Source organism: Ruegeria sp. CDSA241, assembly GCF_059611265.1.
In genome coordinates this window covers 60,775-79,930 of sequence record NZ_JBXWPF010000020.1, presented here as the reverse complement: position 1 = coordinate 79,930, position 19,156 = coordinate 60,775, and the positions used below count along the sequence as shown (strand labels likewise).

16 protein-coding genes and 1 tRNA gene are annotated in these 19,156 nt (G+C 56.2%); 6 read left to right on the top strand and 11 right to left on the bottom strand.

The window, feature by feature from the left end:
* On the top strand, positions 1-264 hold a 264-nt coding region (locus AC2FJV_RS17095; RefSeq protein WP_496714142.1), incomplete at its 5' end, for a hypothetical protein.
* Between the two features lie 78 nt (positions 265-342).
* Here the strand turns inward: AC2FJV_RS17095 and AC2FJV_RS17090 are convergent.
* The 4 genes from AC2FJV_RS17090 to recA all read right to left on the bottom strand — a co-directional run bounded on the left by AC2FJV_RS17090 (position 343) and on the right by recA (position 5,538).
* Positions 343-864 carry a transglutaminase-like cysteine peptidase gene (locus tag AC2FJV_RS17090; RefSeq protein WP_246097162.1) on the bottom strand — a complete coding sequence of 174 codons (522 nt, stop codon included), beginning with the start codon at positions 862-864 and terminating at the stop codon, positions 343-345.
* Between the two features lie 469 nt (positions 865-1,333).
* Positions 1,334-1,621: a DUF1330 domain-containing protein gene (locus AC2FJV_RS17085; RefSeq protein WP_142633718.1), complete on the bottom strand. Its 288-nt coding sequence runs from the start codon at positions 1,619-1,621 to the stop codon at positions 1,334-1,336.
* Positions 1,622-1,625: 4 nt separating this feature from the next.
* Positions 1,626-4,298 (bottom strand): alanine--tRNA ligase, encoded by a 2,673-nt coding sequence (gene alaS / locus AC2FJV_RS17080; RefSeq protein WP_496714141.1) that lies wholly within the window; start codon positions 4,296-4,298, stop codon positions 1,626-1,628.
* Positions 4,299-4,473: 175 nt separating this feature from the next.
* A complete protein-coding gene (gene recA, locus AC2FJV_RS17075; RefSeq protein WP_142633714.1) occupies positions 4,474-5,538 on the bottom strand; it encodes a recombinase RecA in 1,065 nt (354 codons plus the stop codon).
* A 192-nt stretch (positions 5,539-5,730) separates the two neighbouring features.
* Here recA and AC2FJV_RS17070 point away from each other — a divergent pair, with 192 nt between their 5' ends.
* The gene (locus tag AC2FJV_RS17070) at positions 5,731-6,324 is read left to right on the top strand and encodes a sulfotransferase family 2 domain-containing protein (RefSeq protein WP_281994593.1); all 594 of its coding nucleotides are present in this window, start codon (positions 5,731-5,733) and stop codon (positions 6,322-6,324) included.
* A gap of 4 nt (positions 6,325-6,328) precedes the next feature.
* Here AC2FJV_RS17070 and AC2FJV_RS17065 read toward each other — a convergent pair whose 3' ends face one another.
* The 3 genes from AC2FJV_RS17065 to guaB form a co-directional block, all read right to left on the bottom strand.
* On the bottom strand, positions 6,329-8,620 hold the full coding sequence (locus AC2FJV_RS17065) for a hybrid sensor histidine kinase/response regulator (RefSeq protein ID WP_496714140.1): 2,292 nt from the start codon (positions 8,618-8,620) through the stop codon (positions 6,329-6,331).
* A gap of 106 nt (positions 8,621-8,726) precedes the next feature.
* A complete protein-coding gene (locus tag AC2FJV_RS17060) occupies positions 8,727-9,884 on the bottom strand; it encodes an RsmB/NOP family class I SAM-dependent RNA methyltransferase (RefSeq protein ID WP_496714139.1) in 1,158 nt (385 codons plus the stop codon).
* 78 nt (positions 9,885-9,962) lie between these two features.
* Positions 9,963-11,411, bottom strand: coding sequence for an IMP dehydrogenase (guaB, locus tag AC2FJV_RS17055; RefSeq protein ID WP_496675678.1), 1,449 nt, complete (start codon positions 11,409-11,411; stop codon positions 9,963-9,965).
* A 217-nt stretch (positions 11,412-11,628) separates the two neighbouring features.
* On the opposite strand from guaB, the gene AC2FJV_RS17050 reads away from it, so the two are divergent.
* A complete protein-coding gene (locus AC2FJV_RS17050) occupies positions 11,629-13,674 on the top strand; it encodes an ASKHA domain-containing protein (RefSeq protein ID WP_496714138.1) in 2,046 nt (681 codons plus the stop codon).
* Positions 13,675-13,698: 24 nt separating this feature from the next.
* Positions 13,699-14,556 carry a class I SAM-dependent methyltransferase gene (locus tag AC2FJV_RS17045; RefSeq protein WP_496714137.1) on the top strand — a complete coding sequence of 286 codons (858 nt, stop codon included), beginning with the start codon at positions 13,699-13,701 and terminating at the stop codon, positions 14,554-14,556.
* 1 nt (position 14,557) lies between these two features.
* Here the strand turns inward: AC2FJV_RS17045 and AC2FJV_RS17040 are convergent.
* The 4 genes from AC2FJV_RS17040 to AC2FJV_RS17025 all read right to left on the bottom strand — a co-directional run bounded on the left by AC2FJV_RS17040 (position 14,558) and on the right by AC2FJV_RS17025 (position 17,084).
* Positions 14,558-14,631: transfer RNA gene (locus AC2FJV_RS17040), tRNA-Gly, on the bottom strand.
* A 132-nt stretch (positions 14,632-14,763) separates the two neighbouring features.
* On the bottom strand, positions 14,764-15,825 hold the full coding sequence (locus AC2FJV_RS17035) for a methyltetrahydrofolate cobalamin methyltransferase (RefSeq protein WP_496714136.1): 1,062 nt from the start codon (positions 15,823-15,825) through the stop codon (positions 14,764-14,766).
* A gap of 9 nt (positions 15,826-15,834) precedes the next feature.
* The gene (locus tag AC2FJV_RS17030; RefSeq protein ID WP_281995000.1) at positions 15,835-16,761 is read right to left on the bottom strand and encodes a methylenetetrahydrofolate reductase; all 927 of its coding nucleotides are present in this window, start codon (positions 16,759-16,761) and stop codon (positions 15,835-15,837) included.
* 26 nt (positions 16,762-16,787) lie between these two features.
* Complete coding sequence (locus tag AC2FJV_RS17025; protein WP_142633696.1) at positions 16,788-17,084, bottom strand: virulence factor; 297 nt, start codon at positions 17,082-17,084, stop codon at positions 16,788-16,790.
* Positions 17,085-17,325: 241 nt separating this feature from the next.
* On the opposite strand from AC2FJV_RS17025, the gene AC2FJV_RS17020 reads away from it, so the two are divergent.
* Together AC2FJV_RS17020 and AC2FJV_RS17015 are read left to right on the top strand one after the other, a co-directional pair.
* Positions 17,326-18,438: a Ppx/GppA phosphatase family protein gene (locus tag AC2FJV_RS17020; RefSeq protein ID WP_142633694.1), complete on the top strand. Its 1,113-nt coding sequence runs from the start codon at positions 17,326-17,328 to the stop codon at positions 18,436-18,438.
* The gene (locus AC2FJV_RS17015) at positions 18,438-19,154 is read left to right on the top strand and encodes an RlmE family RNA methyltransferase (protein WP_142633692.1); all 717 of its coding nucleotides are present in this window, start codon (positions 18,438-18,440) and stop codon (positions 19,152-19,154) included. Before AC2FJV_RS17020 ends, AC2FJV_RS17015 begins: the two co-directional genes overlap by 1 nt.
* The last annotated feature ends 2 nt before the right edge of the window (positions 19,155-19,156 follow it).

Here is a 19,156-nt window from a genome sequence, read left to right as displayed (position 1 = left end):
GGTGGCGACGGCGGCGAAGGTGGCGACGGCGGCGAAGGTGGCGACGGCGGCGAAGGTGGCGACGGCGGCGAAGGTGGCGACGGCGGCGAAGGTGGTGACGGCGGCGAAGGTGGCGACGGCGGCGAAGGTGGTGACGGCGGCGAAGGTGGCGAAGGTGGTGACGGTGGACCCAAGGGCAACCGTTCTGGCCATAGCGACGGAACCAATCCAGGCGGCCAATCTCAGAACCCGAACGGTACCAACAATCCGGGCAACCCTAAGTAAGCTAATTTAGTACTACAGAAAATGGCGAAGCTGCTGCTTCGCCATTTTTTCATTCTAACCAGCTGAGATTAGCTTTCCTCAGCTTCTGCCGAAGACCCCGACCCATTTACTGGGCCGCCGAGGGTCCTGCATCCGCAGAAACAGATATCGCGTCGCCGACCAGGGTTTGATGCGGTTGGTCAAGTTATCCAGAACCAGATCGCCACTGGCCGAGCGATAAACCAAAACCGCATGAGAATTTCGCTGCGTATCCAGAACAGTTGCGATCAAAAGTTTGCTCGGATCGACGCCCGCACGGATAAGATCCCTTTTCTTCAGCAGAGCAAAGTCTTCGCAATCCCCACCGCGCGAAGTCGGCAGTGCCCAACGTTCCCGAGTTCTATATTGGGCTTGGTCAGTAACCGAGCGGGTGGTTGCGTTTACCTGCCGGTTGACCTTTTTGATGATCTGCATCTCTTGCTGGCTCGACATTGAATTCGAAGCCTTGCTGGAACATGCCCAAGAGTATTGACGGCACAGTTGCCGCGCTCCAGACGGCGGGGGCGAAGATGCGACTGTGCGGATGAAGTTGCCTTCCCGCGCTTGCGCATCTGGTGCCATAACCGAGGACCCCAACGCCAATGCGAGGATTCCTAAAGTTCTACCAAAACCAGTCCAGATCCGCGCATTAACGGCCCTAAATTCCGTACCCATGGTCGCCATGCCTGTCCCTCGATCCGTGTTTTCCCTGCGATTGCCGCAAAACAGGACCATATTCCGTTTTCCGAAACTATCGGTAAACACGCCTAATTGTGCAATCTGTCTCAAATCTTGCAACTAAAAGAGGCGGAATTCCGTCATTGAAAATGGCATTTTTGGGTAAGAATCTGGCGCTGCTCGCCACATTCGAAACACGAACCCCTTGGCAGGCCCGACATCAAGACCCGCTAACTACTTGTAAATAAAAAATTTATGGGACTTCAGGTCGACGCTTGCCGCAACGTCATAATTGGGCGGCCATCTTTTGGCTGAAAACCGCCCAATGAATAAGCTGACAGGGGTATTAAATCCCTGATCGCACGGGGTGATTCTAATCTGTGATCTCTACGACCACCAATTCCCGCTCACTTGCACCACGCGCGTGATCCAGTGCTTGCTGATATTCCACCGAATTATAACACTCTACAGCGGCTTCCAATGAGGGGAATTTGGCGACAACGTTGCGCGGCCGTTCTTTGCCTTCCAACTGCACGTATCGCGCAGCACGCGCGATAAACGCACCACCGTGTTTGGCAATCGCTGGCCCGGCGAGCTCGGCATATTTTCCATAGGATTCGGCGTCAGTAACACTGACATGTGCAATCCAAAGTGCGGACATTTTGTTAACCTCCAAGAATATTCTCTGCAGCCTTGATCGCGGCATCAGCATTCGAAGCGTCCTTGCCACCACCTTGCGCCATGTCAGGGCGTCCACCGCCACCTTTTCCACCAAGTTTAGCAACCGCCGCCCGAACCAGATCCACGGCCGAGATTGCATCCGTCAGATCAGCTGTGACACCGGCCGCGACGGCTGCTTTGCCGCCCGTATCCGCTATCAGCAACACAGCACCCGATCCAAGTCGGCTTTTGTGTTCGTCGATCAGCGCGGGTAAGTCCTTGCCAGATACGCCAGTAAGGGACTGAGCTAGGAACGAGATACCGTTTACCGTTTTGGCCTCAGCGCTACCGCCCTGCCCCGAACCACCAGCCATCGCGAGATCGCGGCGCAGCTGCGCAATTTCATTTTGAAGGGATTTACGTTCATCCAACAGAGCTTTGACACGAGATACAACGTCATCCGGTTGCGCTTTCAGTTCAGATGCGATCTGCCCCAAACGTTGGTCCTGGTCGGTCAAGTAAACCAGGGCTTCATCACCGGTAAGCGCTTCGATCCGCCGGACACCGGCACTGCTGGCGCTATCCCCCAATACAACAAGCGCGCCAATATCACCAGTCTGGCGAACATGCGTTCCACCACACAGTTCGATCGACCAGGTCTCACCATCCTGGCCTTTGCCGGTTGGCGCTTTGCCCATCGAAACCACGCGAACTTCGTCGCCATATTTCTCACCGAAAAGGGCCTGCGCACCCAGTTCCCGGGCATCATCCGGTGTCATGATCCGGGTCTCGACGGTCGAGTTCTGGCGGATGAAAGCGTTGACCGAGCGTTCAACTTGCCGAATTTCCTCGGGGCTCATCGCCTTCGCGTGGCTAAAGTCGAACCGCAGCCGGTCAGCCGCATTCAAAGAACCACGCTGCGCAACGTGGTCACCCAATGTTTCCCGCAATGCTTCGTGCAGCAAATGTGTGGCCGAATGGTTGGCCCGGATGGCGGTGCGGCGAACATGGTCTACCTCAAGCTCAACTGCGTCTCCCTTGGACAAGGTACCGTGATCGACCCTGACCCGATGCGCATAGATTTTGCCATCCGCAAATTTCCGGGTGTCCTCGACCTGCGCGACATCATCACGCTCTTCCAGACGACGAATTTCGCCGGTGTCGCCTATCTGACCACCGGATTCACCATAAAACGGGGTTTGGTTCACAACGACCCAGCCGGAACAACCTGTCTCGATCTTGTCGACCAAAGCGCCATCCACGACCATTGCCGCGACCTGTCCTTCAGCCTTTTCTGTATCGTATCCAAGAAAATCCGTAGCGCCCGCAATATCCAGAACGTCAAACCAAACGGCTTGATCCGCTGCTTCCCCCGATCCAGCCCAGGCAGCGCGTGCCTTGGCCTTTTGCTCGGCCATCGCCGTATCAAACCCGTCGGTATCAACCGTCCGGCCCTTTTCACGCAGTGCATCCTGCGTCAGATCAAGCGGAAAACCATATGTATCATACAGCTTGAAAGCGGCTTCTCCAGACAGTGCCGCACCCTCTGGCAGGTCAGAGACCTCGTCATCCAACAACTTCAGGCCGCGATCCAATGTTTGCTTAAAGCGGGTTTCTTCCAGCAACAGCGTCTCTTCGATCAGCGACTGAGCCTGACCAAGTTCGGTGTACTGGGCACCCATCAGTTGGACCAATGTCGGTACCAGCTGATACATCACCGGATCCTTCGCACCCAACAGATGTGCATGCCGCATCGCACGACGCATGATCCGCCGCAGCACATAGCCGCGCCCGTCATTGCTGGGCATTACCCCGTCTGCAATCAGGAACGAGGTCGACCGCAGGTGATCCGCAATCACGCGGTGATGTACGTTCTGATCCCCATAAGGATCAACATTGGTGGCACTCGCCGAGGCCTCGATTAGGGTCTTGAACAGATCGGTGTCGTAATTGTCATGGCTTCCTTGCAACAGGGCACCAATCCGCTCCAGCCCCATCCCGGTGTCGATTGACTGCATGTCGAGCTCGACCATCGAGCCGTCTTCGAACTGTTCGTTCTGCATGAAAACGATGTTCCAGATCTCGATGAACCGATCACCGTCTTCCTCAGGTGAACCCGGAGGGCCGCCCCAGATATGATCCCCGTGGTCGTAGAAAATCTCGGTGCAGGGACCGCACGGGCCGGTCGGACCCATCTGCCAGAAATTGTCACTGGTTGCGATACGGATGATCCGATCTTCGGGAACGCCCACCTTCTTCCACATCTCGAACGCTTCGTCATCGGTGTGGTAAACCGTTGTCAGAAGGCGGTTTTTATCGACCCCCAATTCTTTGGTGATCAATTCCCATGCGAATGGAATTGCTTCGGGCTTGAAGTAATCGCCGAACGAAAAATTGCCCAACATCTCAAAGAATGTGTGGTGACGCGCAGTATAGCCGACATTGTCCAAGTCGTTGTGCTTGCCACCGGCCCGAACACATTTCTGTGCTGTCGTCGCGCGCTGATAGTCACGGGTTTCGACCCCGGTGAACAGGTTTTTGAACTGCACCATACCCGAGTTGACGAACATCAATGTCGGGTCGTTGCGTGGCACCAGGGGACTGGATGCCACTACTTCGTGCCCCTGTTTGGCAAAGTAGTTCAAAAAGGTCGATCGGATTTCGTTCAACGTTGACATAGGGCTCTCTCGGCGCGCGATCAGTTTGTTTCAAAAAGGGTTTATCCGCCTCCCCCGGGATAGTCCACAGGCGAGCGTCGCAGAACGGAACAAGGCGGCCCCGACGGACCGCTTTGTTCGGAATATGGTTCGTTCTTAGGAAAGAGCAGCGAAAATCGCTTTCTTCCCGAACCACTTATGCCTCGAGGATATCATCCTCTTCCGCGCCGGGCGGCACATCGAATTCCAGCCCATGTGCCGCGCGAATCTTGTCCTCGATCTCAAACGCGATGCGGTTGTTGTCGCGCAGATACTGCTTGGCATTCTCACGCCCCTGCCCGATCCGCTCATCACCATAGCTGAACCATGAGCCCGACTTCTCGACCACACCGGCCTTGACGCCCAGATCCAGCAGCTCGCCCATTTTACTGATGCCTTCGCCATACATGATGTCGAATTCAACTTGCTTGAAGGGCGGTGCCACTTTGTTTTTAACGACCTTCACACGGGTCTGGTTGCCAACAACCTCATCCCGGTCCTTGATCGCACCGATCCGACGAATATCCAAACGGACCGAGCTGTAGAATTTCAGGGCGTTACCACCGGTGGTGGTTTCCGGGCTGCCGAACATCACGCCGATTTTCATCCGGATTTGGTTGATGAAGATCACCATACAGTTCGAGCGGCTGATCGAACCCGTCAGTTTACGCATTGCCTGGCTCATCAGCCGGGCCTGCACACCAACGCTGCTGTCGCCCATATCGCCTTCGAGTTCAGATTTCGGCGTCAGCGCCGCGACCGAGTCAACCACGACCATGTTCACCGCGCCCGAACGGACCAGCGTATCGGTAATCTCAAGCGCCTGTTCGCCAGTGTCAGGTTGCGAAATCAGCAACTCGTCCAGATCGACGCCCAGTTTGCGCGCATATTGCGGGTCCAAGGCATGTTCCGCATCGACAAATGCGCATACACCGCCATGTTTCTGCTGTTCTGCGATGCAGTGCAGTGTCAGCGTAGTTTTGCCTGAACTTTCCGGGCCATAGATTTCAACGATCCGGCCCATCGGCAGGCCGCCGATTCCCAGAGCGATATCCAGACCCAGCGATCCGGTCGAACTGGCGTCGATGTCCTGCTTGGAATCCTCGCCCAGCTTCATGATCGAGCCTTTGCCGAACTGCCGTTCGATCTGTGCCAGCGCGCTGTCGAGCGCCTTTTGCTTATCTGCGTTTTTCTTGTCGCTCATCGTCAGAAGATCCGCCATTGTCCTGTTGCCTTCCCTTTTGTCACACCCTTGAACGGGCGGCAATCGCTGCTTTGTTCGCCTCTTGTTCCTTATGGGACCAAAAAGAGAACATTTCAACTAAAACTTACATTACTTACTGTTCTGTAATTGTATTAAAGAGTCGTTTACGCCAATCTGAGCTGGAGATAATTACTGCCGATGGACGAATAAATGCTTGTTTTTTATGAAGAACGCCTTGCGTTTCTGGCTGTCCCAAAAACCGGCAGCACCGCTTATCATACGGCTTTGCGGGACCGTGCCGATCTGGTTGTCACCGATCCGCCAGATCTGAAACACGCACCTGTCCGCCGGTATGATCGGTTTTTCCAGAACATTTTCCGTAAAATGTACGATACTGAGATGGAAATCATGGCGGTTGTTCGTGAACCGGTCGATTGGCTGGGCAGTTGGTACAGGTTTCGCGGCCGCCAAGAGCGTCTTGACCACCCGCATTCAACACATGACCTGAGCTTTGATGATTTCGTCCAGGCCTATATGCGCACACCCCGACCTGAATTCGCCGATGTCGGCAGTCAAAGCCAATTTTTTCGCACCCGCAACAACGGGCGTGGCGCCACCCATGTCTTCAAATATGAAAACCAGGACAAAATTCTCGATTTCCTGCAAAACCGCTTGAATATGGATATCCGGCTGCAACGCGAAAACGTGTCACCCACACGAGACCTAACACTGGGCGCAGAGACATTGACCAAGTTCCGCAACACACACTCCGCGGAATTCGATTGCCACGCCTCGGCACTTTGAAACCCTAATTGATCTGCTGAAAAACAGCTTCGGTCAGTTGATTTAGTGAAAATGGTTTGGGCAGGAAAGTTGAATCGGAAATCTCTGGTACGGAATCGCCAAACGCACCCTCTGTGTATCCAGACATGAATATGACCCGGACATCTGGCCTGTTCTGCTTAGCCATACGAACCCAGGTCGGACCATCCAATCCGGGCATGACCACATCGGTGACGAATGCGTCAACATTCAATGTGCCATCTTCGAGAAGCCTCAGAGCCTCTTCTCCCGAATCGGCCTCGAGCACAGTGTAGCCTTTCAACCTGAGTGCGCGGGTCGCAAAGGCCCGAACCGGGGCTTCGTCTTCGACCAGCAGCACGACACCCTCACCCTGGCGAACCGTTGGATTCTCAGGGGATTGCGCAGGCGCTGCCTCGGTTTTTTTGGGGGCGGTTGAAACCGGCAGGTACACAATAAACTCGGTCCCTCTCCCCTGAATGCTGTCGACAAAAATAAAACCGCCGGTTTGCTTTACAATTCCGTAGACAGTCGACAGGCCCAAACCTGTCCCCTCACCCGTGCGTTTGGTTGTAAAGAAAGGCTCGAACACTTTCTGTAGCTTATCGGGGGCAATCCCCGTACCGCTATCAATGACTTTGACGGTGACGTATTCACCAGGTTGTACCGTAGCGCGATCCCTTGTGAAGCGTTCTGTCAGCACGACCACTTCGGTTTCGATCCTGACCTCACCACCTTCAGGCATTGCATCGCGGGCATTTACGACAAGATTCATCAACACCTGCTCTAGCTGGCGTTTATCCGCACGAACCGCTTTCAGAACGGGATCGTGGCTGAGTGTCAGCTTAATCTTTTCTCCGACCAGACGATTTAGCAGATGAATAAGGTCTGAGATCGTATCTCTGAGATCCAGGATTTCCGGCTGCAAAGTCTGTTTGCGCGAAAAGGCCAGCAGTTGGCTCACCAAAGCTGCTGCACGGTTTGCGTTCTGATTGATTTGTACGAGATCCCCGTAGTCAGGGTCATTCTGGTCGTGCCGCAAAAGCAGAAGATCGCAATGTCCGGAAATCGCCGTTAGCAAATTGTTGAAATCATGCGCTACACCGCCAGCCAGTTGGCCAACGGCCTGCATTTTTTGTCCCTGCACAAATTGCGCTTCTAAAGTCTTGAGTTCGGTAGCATCATTCAGAACCGCAATCAGTCTGACTTCTCCCTCGCTCAGCACACGTTTCAATGTGACCTGTACGAATATCTCGCGGTCTTCCCGTGTCAGCCTCAGGAATTCAGATCGTGGAACGGCGCCCTCATTTGAAGCCTGCGTCAGCCAATCCAGAACCGGATATCCCAGACCATGCATGATATGCACAACATTGGATTCTCCGGGCTCTATGTTTCCGACAAGACGCGTTGCCAGTCTGTTGGCCTCAAGGATGCTCCCGTCGGGAGAAAGGGTCATTACCGGGACCGGAAGATCCACAAATGACGCGCCAATTCCACTTTCCTGTGCACGATCAAGCGGTAGAACAAGCAGATCGCGCGTGGTTCCCGACCGAGACAGTTCGGCCATCGTAGCCGGAATTGGCCCCTGTGCCGTCTGTACCTGCACAACCTCACCCAATTCGGGCTGCGCGCCAGTCAGAACCTGTGCAAGGTTGTCGGGTCGTTGCCCCAGGATTTGTTCCGCCGCCCCGTTGATCCGCAGCAATGCTCCGTTTCTGCCTTCGGTCAAAATGGGCACAGGCACAGCATCCCACTGACCTGTTCCATCCAGATGAAGCCGCCAAAAGAAAAAATTATTCCCAACACCGAGAACAGAAATCGGTACGGTTGTCTCCAAAGTGACAACGTCTTCTCTTGCACGGCCATGGATCTCGGCCAAAGACTGTAGGCGCAGCAAAATTGCCGACGGGTTCGCAAAAATAGACTTTAGACCTTCATCCAGCCGGTTGCCGGGAAAAACATGGAGCTGAGCCCGGGCATGAGAATTGCAAATCAGAACATCACCCTGTGCATTGGCAATCGCGCAGGGGTACAGCTCTTCTTCGGCAAAAACCTCCATAACCCTAAGCTCACGACGTACCGAGTCGTCGGAAATCAGAGCCCTCACCACGACCAACAGTGATGCAGCAAGCAAAGACACACCTGCCACCACAAGGCCGAGATTCCAGGCTTGGGGAATGATTCCTGCCAGCGGCAGCAGTGAGAGCAACACCCCTAGCGCAACCAATGGTGCTAGACGCAAACCACTTGGTGTATTTCGTAACTTTGGGTCAGAATAGAAATCTGCGGTATCGGACATTAAATACTCAACTTGCCGGGCTAGGTGTAACCCAACGCAAAAGGATTAACGCCCACTTAACCAACAAAGTGAGCAATTCTCCTTTAGGTTGCTATTTGTCCGCCGACTACCGCGTCAAGTGTGACGTGAAAAACCCGTCAGTACCGTGTGATACATACCACGTTTTGCGAAACTTCTCGGTCCATTCGGAGTGCGCCGCCACGAACGCATCGACCACTGCACCGTTTTCGACCTCGAGCATGGAACAGGTTGCATATGCAAGAACACCCGCTGGCCCCACCAAAGGCGCGACATCATCAAGGATCGTCCGCTGCGTTTCCGTAAGCCGGTTCAGTCCATCTTGTGTAAGAGACCATTTTCCCGCCGGGGCGCGACGCCAGGATCCGCTGCCTGAACAGGGGGCATCCGTCAGCACAATGTCGAATGGTGCCTGCGCAGAGATCTCGTCATTGGTCAGGAGCGTTATCTGTGCACCCGCTCTTTCGGCCCGGGCGGGCAAATCACGCATTCGCGCCGCATTAACGTCATGCGCGAAAACATCTACACCGTGATGCGCGGCCAAGGCCAAGGCTTTGCCGCCACCACCGGAACAATAGTCCAGAACCCGCATTCCGGGGTTTAGGTCCAATGATTCAACTACGGCCTGGCTCGCCGCATCCTGCAGTTCGACCAACCCATCAGTATAGACGCGGCTTCCTGAGATTTTCCGCTCGCCCTCGACAACTTCGAGTGCGGTCGAACAAGCGGGATGTGGCCTCGCTTGGATGCCGTCCGCCAGCAAGACCGAGACCGCCTGATCGACACTCGACTTAATCAGATTGACCCGCAAATGAACCGGGGCCCGAGCTCGCAATGCCTCGGCCACTGGAAGGGTCAAATCACCCAAAGACTCTTGAAAGGTTGGCCAAAGCCATTCCGGTATGTCGTATTTCTGGGCGTCGGATTCACATGGTTTAGCCTGTTCGTGTTCTTCCAAACTGGCTGGTGCGTACCCTTCGCCATTGAATATCTGATCCAGATCGACTTCTTGCATGCGCATCGCGCCAATCATCAACCCCCTACCGGTTTCCGTCCCACCTGCCGCTGCAAATGACCTTTTGCACCGCAAAGCACCAAACACATGGTCGCGAATAGCAGCCCTGTCTTTGGAACCGGCGAAACGGCTGCGCCGCGCCCAACCGGTCAGGGCCTTTTCGACCGGGGCACCCGAAAGAATCTGATCAAGAATTTCGATGGAGGCCTGAACACGTGCGGCGGGGGTCATTTTATTCTCCGATATGGTGCAGGGCAAAAACGCAAAGCGGCGCCCTCGCCGGGGCGCCGCAGTTCAGGTTCCGGCAATTTACATCACTCGATAATTCGGGCTTTCGCGTGTGATTTGCACGTCATGCACATGGCTCTCCTTCAGGCCAGCCCCTGTGATTCTGACGAAGTTGCAGTTCTTTCGCATCTCTTCGACCGTGGCGCAGCCGGTATAGCCCATGGCTGCGCGCAGGCCGCCGACCAGTTGATGCACAACCGCGCTGGCCGAGCCCTTGTAAGGCACCTGCCCTTCGATCCCTTCGGGCACCAGCTTGTCGCTGGCGGCATCCTTCTGGAAATAGCGATCCGCAGAGCCACGTGCCATCGCGCCTAGGCTGCCCATGCCGCGATAAGATTTGAACGACCGGCCCTGATACAGGATCACTTCGCCCGGGCTTTCATCTGTTCCGGCGATCATTGAGCCAACCATGGCACAGGACGCACCCGCAGCAATCGCCTTGGCAAAATCGCCCGAGAATTTGATACCACCATCTGCGATAACCGGCACATCGCCGGCGGCCGCGGCGCAATCCATGATCGCAGTCAGCTGCGGCACGCCCACACCGGCAACCATCCGCGTAGTACAGATCGAACCCGGCCCTATCCCCACCTTGATGGCATCCGCGCCTGCGTCGATCAGCGCCTTGGTTGCGTCCCCAGTGGCGACGTTACCGGCAATGATCTGCACCTCGTTCGACAGGGTCTTGACCCGCTTCACCGCGTCCAGCACCCCTTGAGAATGCCCATGAGCGGTGTCTACAACGATAATGTCGACACCGGAATCCACCAGTTGTTCGGATCGTTCGAATCCAGAGTCACCAACCGACGTCGCTGCCGCGACTCGCAACCGGCCCAGCCGATCCTTGCAGGCCGTTGGGTTCAGCACCGCCTGTTCGGTATCTTTCAAAGTCAGCAGACCCGTCAGCTTGCCCGCCCCGTCCACAACCAGAAGCTTTTCGATCCGACGCGCGCGCATCAGGCTTTTGGCCTCTTCCAGATCGGCGGGTTCCTGAAGCATCGCCAGATTGTCCGAGGTCATCATCGCGTGAACCGGCGTATCATCCGAGGTCGCAAAACGCATATCACGGTTGGTCAGAATACCGACCACGCGGCCTTCTTCGTCCACCACGGGAAAGCCGGTGAAGTTATAACGCTGCACCAACGCGTTGGCGTCCGCCAGCGTCTGATCCACCCGCAGTGTCACCGGGTTGTAAACAATACCGGATTCAAACCGTTTGACCCGGCGCACTTCGCGGGCCTGTTCATCCACCGTCAGGTTCTTGTGAACCACGCCGATGCCGCCCGCCTGCGCCATGGCGATGGCCATGCGCGCCTCGGTCACCGTGTCCATCGCCGAGCTGAGCAGTGGGATGTTCATGGTGATTTCCCGCGTCACGCGCGTGGTCGTATCCGCCGTGGCCGGCAGCACAGAAGATGCGCCCGGAACCAGAAGAACGTCGTCAAAGGTGAGTGCCTCACGAATCTGCATCTGTTAACCCCATGCAAAAGCCCGTTTGACGGTGACCCTATTGCATGGATTGCATCTAAGGAAAAGCCCCCGACATAAACTAGTTTTTACCTGCTGGTCGGCGCTGCGGCAAAAAACGACGCAACGCACACAAAACGTGCCGCTGAATGGCCTTTCCCTTTGCGTACAAAACCATATCTTGCCCGACATAGGCGCGAATATAAAAGGCAGGCCAATCATGACCACCGACCCTCTTGTTGTCTTTACCCCATCGGGCAAACGCGGGCACTTTCCCGTAGGCACTCCGGTTCTGACTGCGGCACGGCAACTGGGTGTGGATCTGGATTCCGTTTGCGGTGGACGCGGGATTTGTTCGAAATGCCAGATCACGCCAAGCTATGGCGAGTTTCCCAAGCACGGCGTGACCGTAGCCGACGGTGCACTAAGCGAATGGAACGCGGTTGAACAGCGCTATGACGACAAGCGCGGATTGAAACCCGGCCGCCGTCTTGGATGTCAGGCCACGGTTCAGGGGGATGTGGTGATCGACGTGCCACCAGAAAGCCAGGTGCACCGTCAGGTCGTACGCAAGGCCGCCACAGCACGCACCATCACAATGGATCCGGCCACCCGGCTGTATTTTGTTGCGGTAGAAGAACCCGACATGCATTCACCAACCGGCGATCTGGAACGTCTGGAACGCGCGCTGCGCGAGCAATGGAACGTCGACGCCGTAACCGCTGATCTTTCCTTGTTGTCCAAACTGCAGCCTATATTGCGCAAGGGTAAGTGGGAGGTCACCGTTGCGGTGCATAAAGGCCACAAGGACGAGGTCGCACGGATCGTGGAAATCTGGCCTGGATTGCACGAGAACGGACTTTTCGGTCTGGCCATCGACCTCGGCTCTACCACGATTGCAGCTCACCTGACCGATCTGGACACAGGCGAGGTCAAGGCATCTTCAGGCCTGATGAACCCCCAAATCCGCTTTGGCGAAGACCTGATGAGCCGCGTGTCCTATTCGATGATGAACCCGGGCGGCGACAAAGAGATGACACGAGCCGTTCGCGAAGCGATAAACGATCTGACAACATCCATCGCGGATGAGGCCGGGATTGACGCCAACCTGATTGTCGAAACGGTGTTCGTCTGTAACCCGGTCATGCACCATCTGCTGCTTGGGCTGGATCCGGTCGAGCTGGGCCAAGCGCCCTTTGCCTTGGCTACGTCCGAAAGCATGTCTTTGCCCGCGCGCGAAATGAATCTGACCAACATGAACCCACGTGCGCAGGTCTACATCCTGCCCTGCATTGCGGGTCATGTGGGTGCGGATTGTGCGGCGGTTGCCTTGTCGGAAGAGCCCGGCAAATCCGAAGATCTGGTTCTGATCGTAGATGTAGGCACCAATGCTGAGATTTTGCTGGGCAATACCAGCCGGGTTCTGGCGTGCTCCTCACCGACCGGCCCGGCCTTTGAAGGCGCGCAGATCAGCTCTGGTCAGCGTGCCGCCCCCGGTGCGATTGAGCGGATCGAGATTGATCCTGTCACTAAAGAACCCCGTTTTCGCGTCATCGGGTCCGAGAAATGGTCGGATGAAGAGGGTTTTGATCAAGACATCGCAACCACTGGCATCAGTGGCATCTGTGGATCAGGCATTATTGAAGCGGTGGCGGAAATGCGTATGGCGGGTTTGCTGGATGAAAGCGGCCTGATCGGATCCGCAGAACAAACGGGCACATCACGCAACGTCCCCGAGGGGCGCACCCATTCCTATCTGATCCACGACGCAAGCGCCGAAGGCGGCCCACGTATCACAGTCACTCAGGGCGATATTCGCGCGATTCAACTGGCGAAATCCGCGCTTTATGCAGGCGCGCGGCTTTTGATGGACGAAATGAACGTGGATACTGTCGACCGCATTGTTCTTGCTGGTGCCTTCGGCGCGCATATCTCGACCAAACATGCCATGGTTCTGGGAATGATCCCGGATGCACCCTTGAACAAGGTTTCAAGCGCAGGCAACGCCGCCGGTACGGGCGCCCGGATCGCCCTTTGCAACATCGGGTCGCGGAATGAAATTGAACGCGTCGTACGCGAAATCACCAAGGTTGAAACCGCCATCGAGCCCAAGTTTCAGGATCATTTCGTGGCAGCGAACGCGATCCCCCATAAGACGGATCCATTCCCGGAATTGGCCAAAGTGACGACCCTGCCCTCGCCCTCGTTCAACACCGGTGGTGGAGATCAGGAAAACTCTGGCCGCCGCCGTCGCCGGAGGTCATAGTCGCGGCAACAACGGAGGGGTACGATGCAGTCGGTGAATGAGGAACAGGCAGAATACTGGGGAAAATCCGAATCCGGGGCCAAATGGCTGACATATCAGGATCAGTTGGATCAACTGATGGCTTCGGTTCTGGACCTTGTGCTGGAGAATGCCCAGCTTAAACTAGGAATGCATGTGCTCGACATCGGCTGTGGCACTGGCGAAAGCTCTCTTGCAGCCGCGCGATTGGTCGGGCCGGATGGCGATGTTCTGGCCGCCGATATATCGCAAGCGTTTCTTGATCGTGCCAGCGCCCGAGCCTCGGAAAACGGGCTGAGCAACATCAGCTTCCAACATGCTGACGCGCAGATATTCGGGTTTCCTGCCAATCAGTTGGACTCCGCGATTTCACGGTTCGGCGTGATGTTCTTTGACGATACGGTTGCTGCATTCGCCAATATCGCCCGCGCACTTAAACCCGGCGGGCAGATGACCTTTGCAGCTTGGGGGCCATTGGATGACAACCCGTGGTTCAAAATACCCCATATTGCTGCGGTAAAACGCCTTGGGCAGCCGCCTCGGGTAGATCGTTATGCGCCGGGTCCGCTGGCGTTTCACGATCTGGATCACGTCACCGGCATGATGCAACAGGCGGGGCTGTCGGACATTCAGGCCCAAGCCATCTCCGTAAACCTGCCCGGCGCTGGCGGGTCAGAGGAAATAGCCGCTTTGTGCACCCGCGTCGGCCCCGCCGCGCGAACCATCGCGCATTTCGAAGGCACCGAACAGGACGCAGCAGCAATCCAGCACGAGGTCTGTCAGGAATTCGCCCAGTTCACATCCGAAACCGGCCTGCACATCCCGGCGGTGATAAACCTGTACCAAGCGCGTCGATCGAACTGAATGGAGCGGGTAGCGGGAATCGAACCCGCGCGTTCAGCTTGGGAAGCTGACAGGCTACCATTACATCATACCCGCCACTGCTAGCTGAATATCACCGGTACAAGATCAGGTTCAAGCGGTTTTGATCCAAACCGTCAGGCTATTTGCGACAGCGAAGACAAAAAAGGCCGGATCAAAAGACCCGGCCAGCATGTTGTTTTATAACGCTTATGCGCGACGGCGGCGGCCACCGCCGCGACGACCACCTCCAGCCCCTTCAGCACCGGCTTCGCTGGGGGCTTTGTTGAATTTGATCCAAGCCCCGCCATGCGGATCGTTGTTGGTCAGCAAGTTGGCGGCGCGGATGGCCTCCATCTCTTTACCGGCGCGCGGCAAGGTCGAACCCAGGCCAAACAGCTGGCAGAAGGTCTCATCATCCATGTCCGCCGGCAGGATGATGCCCTTTGCTTCAACCTCAGCCTTCTTCTCGGCCAGCTTCTTGGGACCAACCGGCAAGGCAACGGGGTTCATGATCGCCGAGGTCATGCCGGCGCCCATCGCCATCGGCAGGAAGGCGTTGTTGATACCATGGCGGTTTGGCAGACCGAAGGAGACATTGGAAGCCCCGCAAGTGGTGTTCACGCCCAGTTCCTCACGCAGGCGACGGACCAGCGCAAACACCTGCTGACCAGCGGTTGCCATCGCGCCGATGGGCATCACCAGCGGGTCAACGACGATGTCATGCGCCGGGATGCCGAAATCGGCGGCGCGCTGGACGATCTTCTTTGCAACTTCGAAGCGAACATCGGGATCTTCGGAAATACCTGTATCGTCGTTCGAGATCGCCACCACAGGGACATTGTATTTTTTGACCAGCGGCAGAACCAGCTCCAGACGATCTTCTTCGCCTGTGACCGAATTCAACAGAGGACGGCCCTCTGCCGCCTCAAGACCCGCTTCCAGAGCTCCCGGAACCGATGAATCGATGCACAGCGGCACTTCGACCAGCCCCTGCACCATTTCAACGATCTTGCGCATCAGCGGCGGCTCGGTCTCGTTCGGGTTGGGGTTCGAGTTGTAGACAACGCCCGCGTTGATATCCAGAACGGTCGCGCCAGCGGCAACCTGCGCGAGGGCGTCCTTTTCAACGGTCGAAAAATCGCCTGCTTCCAGTTCCGCCGCCAGTTTCTTGCGGCCTGTCGGGTTAATCCGCTCACCGATCACGCAGAACGGTTCGTCAAAGCCCAGGACGGCGGTTTTTGTTTTTGATTCTACGACTGTACGGGTCATGTCCGATCCTTAGGAGGTTACAGGCTTTGCCGAAGCGCCGCCGTTGTTGATGGCCCAGTTGGCGTTTGTCTTGATGCCACCAAGCGGGAAGAAATGTACGTTTGTGATATTGAAATCAGGGTTGGCTGCTTTGTGGTTGGCCAATTCGGTGATCACATCCGTGGGCTCATAAGGCAGCAGCAGCTTGGACACGTCCATAGCGCGCTTTTGCAGAACCTTCAGCGATGGACCAACGCCGCAGGCGATGGCGAATTTGATCAGTGTTTGCAGTTTTGCCGGACCGGCGATGCCGATATGAACCGGAATGTCGATCCCCGCCTCTTTCAGGCTGTCGGCCCAGGCGATGATCGGTTTGGCGTCAAAGGCGAACTGAGTGGCCAGCGCCATTTCGGCATCCGTGGTCTCAGAGAACTTCTGTTTCCAACGCAGCGCATCGTCAACATTCTTGGTCGATCCGTCAGGGTCGATGTCCTTGTTGCCTTCAGGGTGGCCCGCGACGTGCAGACGCTTGAACCCGGCCTTGTCGAACAAACCAGTTTCCAGCAGCTGCATCGAGCTGTCGAAATCACCATGAGGATTCGCGACACCACCGGCCAGCAACAGCGCCTGATCCACACCTGCTTCACCCTGGTACATAGAAATCCAGTTTTCCAGCGTCGCCGTGTCTTTAATGATCCGCGCCGGGAAATGCGGCATAACAGGATAGCCGTCCGCCGCGATGCGCTTGGCGGTCTTGACCATGTCTTCGATCGGAGTGCCTTCGATATGGGCAATATAGACGCGTGTGCCTTCAGGCAACAAAGCGCGAAAATCCTCGACCTTCTCGGCGGTGCGCGGCATCACCTCAATCGAATAGCCCTGCAGGAAGGCTTCGACGGTTGGATTTACCGGACCGTTTTCGGCGGCATCACGTTTCTTGAAGTTCAGCAAAGCCATAGCGGCCTCCCATATAGATTTCGAGCTCATGCCCAACCGTCATTGGCGATCAGAGCCTTGATACGGTCCTGATCATATTCCGTTTCCAAACGCACAGCCTGCTGTTCGGCAATTTCGGACGGATCGCCCTCAACCGCGAAAGGCGCGGCCTTGCGCCATTCGGCCAGATAGGCATCGCTGTCCTTGGCGTTCACCTTCATGGCGGCGCGGTCAATGGCTTGCTCGAACCGTTCTTCCAACTGCCGTTTTGCGCCCCGGCGGCCCTTGCCGACGATGACTTGGGCGGGAATGTCGCGCCAGTATACGATGGTGACGTCAGGCATCTGCTTTGATTCCTCCTAACCAGATGGACCGGTTCTAAACTTCAATGTGGTCGCAGGTCGGTCGATTTTCGACACAAGGCGCATTTCAAACGACGTTTTCACCTACAACGGGATACACGGCTTGTAACGAATTGTTCCTGTAAACCTCACCTCAAAATTCTCATCAATTTAATGAGTATCTTGCACGAACCAAAAGGCCGACCTATGGTCGGGGTAACTCGTAAATCGGAGGGCGTTGAAGATGGCGCCCAAGCGTCCCAAAGGTGCGGGCGCGTTCCCGAAGGCGGTCGAAAGCCCCGCGCCGGCAAGACCCGATCCTGATGCGCTTTATGCCGCGCTGGATTTGGGAACAAATAGCTGTCGCATGTTAATTGCCCAGCCCAAGGGCAGCGGGTTTCATGTGGTGGACAGTTTTTCTAAATCCGTGCAGTTGGGCGCGGGCTTAGAGCGGACGGGGCGTTTGTCTCGGTCGTCGATGGCGCGCACCATTCAGGCGTTGCGCATTTGCCAGCAAAAGCTGAAACGCAACAAGGTCAAGCGCATGCGTCTAGTCGCAACCGAGGCTTGTCGCCGTGCAAAAAATTCACGTGAATTCATTCGCCAGGTAAAGGGTGAAACCGGGTTGACGCTTGAGATCATCCAGCCCGAGGAAGAAGCGCGTCTGGCCGTAATATCCTGTGCCCCGCTGGTGTCCACTAAGACAGAACAGTTGTTGGTTGTGGATATTGGCGGCGGTTCGACAGAGCTTGTCTGGATCGACATATCCTCGCTTCCGCGTCGGGATCGCCCGGCGGCGATTATGCGTCTGCATAATGGATTTCATACAACAGACAGCCCGTTTCCTGCAGCCAAGGTTGTGGATTGGATCAGTGTTCCCCTCGGCGTTGCGACGCTGCGCGATCAGTTCCATGATGTCGAAGATGATGCGGCGCGGTTTGCTTTGATGAGCTGGTTTTTCGAAGAAAACTTGGCCGATTTTGCGCCTTATAAGGATGAACAAGCCCGCGAAGGTTTTCAGATCGTCGGCACCAGTGGCACGGTTACGACAGTCGCAGCCTCACATCTGGGATTGAAGCGGTATGACCGGACCAAGGTAGACGGTTTGCGCATGACAAGCGATCAGATTGACAAAGTGATACGCGGGTATCTAGAACTCGGCCCACTGGGGCGGCGGAGAGATCCGCGTATCGGCGATGACCGCCAGGCCCTGATCATGTCCGGCTCGGCCATATTGCAGGCTTTGTTACGATGTTGGCCAACCGACCGTCTTTCAGTGGCGGACCGGGGGCTGCGCGAAGGCCTGCTTTATGCGCAGATGAGCGCGGACGGTGTATTGGAAGACGGACCGTTCTGATGGCGAAGACACCTACTGGCAAAAACAATTCGGGCCGCGGGCAGCGCGACCTGAAGGTTAAGGTCAAAACCGCCCGCGGGCGCAAAATCAGCTCGACCCGGTGGTTGGAACGTCAGCTGAATGACCCCTATGTCAAGCGCGCGCAGGTCGAAGGCTATCGTGGCCGTGCGGCTTTCAAGATATTGGAACTGGACGATAAATTTCGCTTCCTGGTTCCAGGTGCGCGCATCGTCGATCTGGGTTGCGCCCCAGGCGGCTGGCTGCAGGTTGCGGTCCAGCGCGTTAATGCATTGGGTGAGAAAAGCGGTAAGAAAATCGGCACTGTTCTGGGTGTCGACATACAAGAGGTCGAACCAGTGGCCGGGTCCGAGGTTCACCAGTTGGACTTTATGGAGGACGATGCCGACCAGAAGGTCAAAGACTGGTTGGGTGGCAAAGCTGACGTGGTGATGTCAGATATGGCTGCTGCGTCCTCGGGGCATAAACAAACCGACCATTTGCGGATCATGGCCTTGTGCGAAACCGCCGCCTATTTCGCCTTTGATGTGCTTGAACAGGGCGGCACATTTGTCGCTAAGGTTCTGGCCGGAGGAGCCGAAGGGGATCTGCAGAAGATTCTGAAACAGAAGTTTGACAAGGTAGCGCATGTTAAACCACCGGCATCCCGCGCCGACAGTTCGGAAAAATTCGTTGTGGCAACAGGATTTCGCGGCTGAAG

Coding starts and splice junctions, on each gene's coding strand:
- AC2FJV_RS17090 (WP_246097162.1), bottom strand. CDS start 864: ATGGCACCAGATGCGCAAGCGCGGGAAGGCAACTTCATCCGCACAGTC.
- AC2FJV_RS17085 (WP_142633718.1), bottom strand. CDS start 1,621: ATGTCCGCACTTTGGATTGCACATGTCAGTGTTACTGACGCCGAATCC.
- alaS (WP_496714141.1), bottom strand. CDS start 4,298: ATGTCAACGTTGAACGAAATCCGATCGACCTTTTTGAACTACTTTGCC.
- recA (WP_142633714.1), bottom strand. CDS start 5,538: ATGGCGGATCTTCTGACGATGAGCGACAAGAAAAACGCAGATAAGCAA.
- AC2FJV_RS17070 (WP_281994593.1), top strand. CDS start 5,731: ATGCTTGTTTTTTATGAAGAACGCCTTGCGTTTCTGGCTGTCCCAAAA.
- AC2FJV_RS17065 (WP_496714140.1), bottom strand. CDS start 8,620: ATGTCCGATACCGCAGATTTCTATTCTGACCCAAAGTTACGAAATACA.
- AC2FJV_RS17060 (WP_496714139.1), bottom strand. CDS start 9,884: ATGACCCCCGCCGCACGTGTTCAGGCCTCCATCGAAATTCTTGATCAG.
- guaB (WP_496675678.1), bottom strand. CDS start 11,411: ATGCAGATTCGTGAGGCACTCACCTTTGACGACGTTCTTCTGGTTCCG.
- AC2FJV_RS17050 (WP_496714138.1), top strand. CDS start 11,629: ATGACCACCGACCCTCTTGTTGTCTTTACCCCATCGGGCAAACGCGGG.
- AC2FJV_RS17045 (WP_496714137.1), top strand. CDS start 13,699: ATGCAGTCGGTGAATGAGGAACAGGCAGAATACTGGGGAAAATCCGAA.
- AC2FJV_RS17035 (WP_496714136.1), bottom strand. CDS start 15,825: ATGACCCGTACAGTCGTAGAATCAAAAACAAAAACCGCCGTCCTGGGC.
- AC2FJV_RS17030 (WP_281995000.1), bottom strand. CDS start 16,761: ATGGCTTTGCTGAACTTCAAGAAACGTGATGCCGCCGAAAACGGTCCG.
- AC2FJV_RS17025 (WP_142633696.1), bottom strand. CDS start 17,084: ATGCCTGACGTCACCATCGTATACTGGCGCGACATTCCCGCCCAAGTC.
- AC2FJV_RS17020 (WP_142633694.1), top strand. CDS start 17,326: ATGGCGCCCAAGCGTCCCAAAGGTGCGGGCGCGTTCCCGAAGGCGGTC.
- AC2FJV_RS17015 (WP_142633692.1), top strand. CDS start 18,438: ATGGCGAAGACACCTACTGGCAAAAACAATTCGGGCCGCGGGCAGCGC.